The sequence below is a fragment of the Pedomonas sp. genome (assembly GCF_036515995.1).
GTDB lineage: Bacteria > Pseudomonadota > Alphaproteobacteria > Sphingomonadales > Sphingomonadaceae > Pedomonas.
On sequence record NZ_DATBUP010000178.1, the window covers coordinates 1 to 3,974 of the forward strand.

A 3,974-nucleotide genomic window follows, 5' to 3' on the forward strand; every position below is an offset into this window, starting at 1 on the left:
GCCCACGGCCAACCCCAGAATGTTGCCGCCGCCGGTGCCGCCGGGAAGGGATGCACGCAAACGCTCCTGTCCACGCCGGATCAGGTCGTCAAGGTTGGGAGGCTGCTGCCCGCCGCCACCGCCTCCGCCAGAGCCGCCGCCCCAGGGATTGCGCGGTCCGCCGCCGGAACCGCCTCCAGACCCCCAGGGGCCGCCGCTACCGCCATTGTTTTGCCAGGGCATTCTATTCCTGCTGCTTTCTTCGTGCTTGAGGGCTTATATAAGCGCCAAATTCGATAATTGCGAGCCTTCCGCCATGACTTTAACCCGCGAAATCATACTGGACACCCTTCGTTCGGTCGTCGATCCGACAACCGGGCGCGACATTGTCTCGTCTGGTCTGGTCACGGGATTGACCATCCGCAACGATCAGGTCGGCTTCGTGCTTGAAGTCGATCCAGCCGCTGCCCGCACCATGGAGCCGCTGCGCGCGCAGGCGGAAGACGCCGTCCGCGCCCTGCCCGGCGTCAAGGCCGTCACCGTGGTGATGACCGCCGAGCGCTCGCCGGAAGAGGCCCGCGCGTCCAGCCAAAGTCCGGGTCATGGCCACCCCAGCCACGGCCATGCCCATGCCCGCGGCCATCAGGGCCAGCTGCGCCCTGCTGACTCCGGCATCTCGCAGGTCGGCAAGATCATCGCCGTCGCCTCCGGCAAGGGCGGCGTCGGCAAGTCCACGGTTGCGGCCAATCTGGCGCTGGGTCTTGCTCACCTTGGCCTCGACGTTGGCCTGCTCGACGCCGATATTTATGGCCCTTCCGTGCCCAAACTGCTCGGCCTCAACAAGAAGCCCGAGACCGACGGTAGCAAGCTACGGCCGCTGGAAGCCTTCGGCATCAAGGCCATGTCCATCGGCCTTCTGGTTGAGGAAAGCGCGGCTATGATCTGGCGCGGGCCGATGGCCACCTCCGCGCTGATGCAGATGATGACGGACGTCGCTTGGGGCCCGCTCGACGTGCTGGTGCTCGACATGCCGCCGGGCACCGGCGACATCCAGCTCACGCTCGCCCAGCGTGCGCCCCTGTCCGGCGCGGTGGTTGTCTCCACCCCACAAGATCTGGCGCTCATCGACGCCCGCAAGGCCGTCACCATGTTCCAGAAGGTGAACGTGCCCATCCTCGGCGTCGTCGAGAACATGAGCACCTTCGTCTGCCCGAGCTGCGGCAGCGCCAGCCACATCTTTGGCCACGGCGGCGCGCGCGATGCAGCCTCGGAAATCGGGGTGCCCTTCCTCGGCGAAGTGCCGCTGACCATGCAGGTGCGCGAGTGCTCCGACAGCGGCCACCCGGTCATCGTATGCAATCCGGCCAGCACGGCGGGCGGCGCGTTCCTCGCCATTGCCGATGAAGTCGCCGCCGGGTTCGAGACCGTTCGCCAGAAGCCGATGCCCGCCATCCACATGGTGGACTGAGGCGCAGATCCGGCCGAAGCGTCGACAGGGTTAACGGTTAATTCGCATCCGTTATCAAGCTCAACGGCTAAGTTACGGAAGGCAAAGCGGAACGTCGCCTGGCACACGAATTGCTAAATCTTCGGGCAAAACAACAAACCCGAAAGGCACTGTGCCATGCGCGCGCTTCTGCATTCCTTCGTTGCTGCCGCTACCCTGTTCAGTGGCCTGACCACCGTGCAGGCTGCCATTGTTTCCGCCGACTTCCGTGCGGAGCTGACCCTGCCCTACTGCTGCGGCGATGACGCCAACGTCTTCGAGAACCTCGGAGCCCCGGTCGTCTCCCCCGGCACGGAGCTGAACTTCAGCCACATCATTCAGGACGACTATGTCGGCGGCGTCGGTGTGGATCTGGAGCCCGGCTCCAACACCCTGACGCTGTTCGTCACCGAGACGTTCGATACCCTCATTGCCGATTTCCAGCGCATCGTCGTGACGGTGAGCAATATCGTGACCGATGACGGCGCGCCCATTACCGACTTCGCGCTGGACTTCGATGACCTGACCGATCCGGCCGTCAGCGATCCCTACACCATCACCACCAGCTTTACTGGGGACAGCCTGATGATCGTCTATGACCTGGTGAACCAGGTCGAAGAGGCGGAGTTTGAAATCCGCGAGGGTGGCACTGCCCGGTTCACCTTCAGCACCGGCACGCCTTCGCCAGTTCCAGCTCCGGCCAGCCTCACCCTGCTGGGCACCGGCCTTCTCGGCCTCGGCATTGCGCGTCGCCGCAAGACGGCCTGACCGGCTCATCGAACCGGCCTGCTTTTAAAACCTCAAGAACGGGCGCGCTCCAGCAACGGGCGCGCCCTTGTCATTTGCACCAATATCGCCATGTTTCCTCAGGGCACGTTGTAACTGGAGGGTCGCGCCATGCTTACGTCAGACAAGGACATCGCAGCGCTATTGCAGGAAACCCGCACCATTGCGGTGGTTGGCGCATCTCCAAAGGACAGCCGCCCCAGCAACGAGGTGATGCGCTACCTGCTGACGCAAGGCTACGAGGTGTTCCCCATCAACCCCGGCCATGCCGGTGAGACCATCCACGGCCAGCGCGTCTATGCCAGCCTCGCCGACCTGCCCACCCCGCCCGACATGGTGGACATCTTCCGCCGCTCTGAAGACGTTGGCCCCGTCGTCGATGACGCCATTGCCTGCGGTGCCAAGTCGATCTGGATGCAGATGGATATCTACAACGAGGAAGCCGCTGCCCGCGCGGAAGCCGCCGGCCTCAAAGTGGTGATGGACCGCTGCCCCAAGATCGAGATCCCCCGCCTCGGCCTGCCGCCCATCGGCTGAGGCCGCGGGATTGTCAGGGGGGGATCGCAACGGGGTTACAGCCCCCTTGCCTGGAAACCTGAAGGGAGATCGCCCCCTTAAACCCGCCGCTCCAGCGTCACGAAGCTGTAGGCGGGATAGTCTCCCTCTGGCGGGAAGGTCTCGCGCGCTGTCTCCACCCACGCGTGCGGGTCGGGCATGGGGAAGGACGCATCGCCCACCGGCTCCAGATGCACCTCGGTCAGGTAGATGCAGTTGGCGAACGGCAGGGACTGGGCGTAGATCTCCGAGCCGCCGATGATCATGATCTCGTCCGCCCGCGTCTTGGGGTCCAGTCCAGCGGCGGCCACGGCCTCGGCAAGGTTGGGCACCACGGTCACGCCTTCGGCCGACCAGTCTGGATTGCGGGTGACGACAATGTTGTGTCGCGCCGGCAAGGGCTTGCCGATGGACTCGAACGTCTTGCGGCCCATGATCACCGGCTTGCCCACGGTCAGCTGCTTGAAGTGCTTCAGATCCGCCGGCAGCCGCCACGGCAGGGCATTGTCCCGGCCGATGATACCGTTGTCCGCCCGCGCCACTACCAGCGAAACCCGCGGGGTCGTCCTGCTTGCCTCAGCCATCGCGCCCTCTCCTTCTCTGCCCTGGAATATGGAGCTAAATCCCTGTTCGTAAACACGGAAGGCGGCCCCAAGGGCAAGCCCTATGATGCAAGCGGGGAAATCCGCTCAGGTTCCAGAGGCAAGAACAGCCCCCTTGCGTCTCGGCAACCGGCATGCAAGGCCATGGCGGCAAGCAGGCATCATCCACGGGGCGACCATGGCACTTTCGTTCACTTCCATCTGGATCGTCGGCGCATCCACCGGCATCGGGCGGGCAACCGCGCTGGAATTCGCAAGGGCCGGCGTCACCGTCTTCGCCTCGGCCCGCCGCGCAGCTCTGCTGGAAGCGCTTGCCGCAGAAGCCCCCGAGGGTCACATCATCCCCGTTCCCGTCGATGCCTCCGACCGCGCGGCCATGCTCGCCGCCTATGCCCGCATCGAGGCGGAGCACGGGACGCCCGGCGCACTGTTGTTCGCCGCCGCCATGTCTGCGCCGGAAGACGGCACGCAGGCGGTGGCGGAGGTGATTGGCCCCATGTTCGAACTGAACGTTTACGGCTGCCTGCACATGCTGGAAGCGGGCCTGCCCGCTCTGCGCTCCCGCC

General features: G+C 65.0%; 6 protein-coding genes. 4 read left to right on the plus strand and 2 right to left on the minus strand.

The window, feature by feature from the left end; all coding sequences use genetic code 11:
- Positions 1–222: protease modulator HflK N-terminal domain-containing protein (locus VIG90_RS13285; RefSeq protein WP_331594004.1), on the minus strand; the 222-nt coding region annotated here is incomplete at its 3' end.
- Between the two features lie 73 nt (positions 223–295).
- On the opposite strand from VIG90_RS13285, the gene VIG90_RS13290 reads away from it, so the two are divergent.
- From VIG90_RS13290 to VIG90_RS13300, 3 genes are all read left to right on the plus strand, one after another.
- Positions 296–1,447: an Mrp/NBP35 family ATP-binding protein gene (locus tag VIG90_RS13290; protein WP_331594005.1), complete on the plus strand. Its 1,152-nt coding sequence runs from the start codon at positions 296–298 to the stop codon at positions 1,445–1,447.
- Between the two features lie 156 nt (positions 1,448–1,603).
- Entirely contained in the window at positions 1,604–2,233 is a 630-nt protein-coding gene (locus VIG90_RS13295; protein WP_331594006.1) for a VPLPA-CTERM sorting domain-containing protein, read from the plus strand.
- A 129-nt stretch (positions 2,234–2,362) separates the two neighbouring features.
- Positions 2,363–2,788, plus strand: coding sequence for a CoA-binding protein (locus VIG90_RS13300; protein ID WP_331594007.1), 426 nt, complete (start codon positions 2,363–2,365; stop codon positions 2,786–2,788).
- A gap of 77 nt (positions 2,789–2,865) precedes the next feature.
- On the opposite strand, the gene VIG90_RS13305 is transcribed toward VIG90_RS13300, so the two are convergent.
- Complete coding sequence (locus VIG90_RS13305; RefSeq protein WP_331594008.1) at positions 2,866–3,390, minus strand: dihydrofolate reductase; 525 nt, start codon at positions 3,388–3,390, stop codon at positions 2,866–2,868.
- A gap of 196 nt (positions 3,391–3,586) precedes the next feature.
- Between VIG90_RS13305 and VIG90_RS13310 the strand changes: the two genes are divergently transcribed.
- On the plus strand, positions 3,587–3,974 hold a 388-nt coding region (locus tag VIG90_RS13310; protein WP_331594009.1), incomplete at its 3' end, for an SDR family oxidoreductase.